Below are 660 nucleotides of genomic sequence, written 5' to 3' on the forward strand. Positions count from 1 at the left end.
ATACTTCAGTTGCTCCGCGATAGCTTTTTCTAAAGTAGAAGCGGCTACCAGTACTTCAGAACCGTTTGGAGCAATCACCTGTGCGTAAATATGACGCGGGGTACGATGTACCACCAGGCGGGTTGCACCCAGCTCTTGGAGCTTGCGGCGTGCGCGGGTCGCACGACGGATACGAGCAGATTTCTTATCCATAGTGTTACCTTACTTCTTCTTAGCCTCTTTGGTACGCACGACTTCGTCGGCGTAACGAACACCTTTGCCTTTGTAAGGCTCAGGACGACGGTAAGCGCGCAGATCTGCTGCTACCTGGCCAATAACCTGCTTATCAGCGCCTTTCAGCACGATTTCAGTTTGGCTTGGGCATTCAGCAGTGATACCTGCCGGCAGCTGGTGATCGATAGGGTGAGAGAAGCCCAGGGCCAAATTCACCACGTTGCCTTTAACGGCAGCACGATAACCAACACCTACCAGTTGAAGCTTTTTGGTGAAGCCTTCGGTAACACCAACAACCATTGCGTTCAGCAGAGCGCGCGTGGTACCCGCTTGAGCCCATGCGTTAGCAAAACCTTCGCGCGGAGCGAAAGTCAGTGCGTTAGCTTCTTGCTTCACTTCAACGGCGTCGTGGATAGTACGAGTCAACTCGCCGTTTTTACCCTTAAT

The 660-nt window shown here is 52.6% G+C and carries 2 protein-coding genes; both read right to left on the reverse strand.

Going from position 1 to position 660, the window contains the following annotated elements; all coding sequences use genetic code 11:
- On the reverse strand, positions 1 to 192 hold a 192-nt coding region (locus N6G83_RS54475; protein ID WP_312847444.1), incomplete at its 3' end, for a 50S ribosomal protein L18.
- Positions 193 to 201: 9 nt separating this feature from the next.
- A partial coding sequence (rplF, locus tag N6G83_RS54480) for a 50S ribosomal protein L6 (RefSeq protein WP_260524442.1) occupies positions 202 to 660 on the reverse strand: 459 nt, incomplete at its 5' end.

The organism is Serratia sp. PL7 (assembly GCF_945957435.1).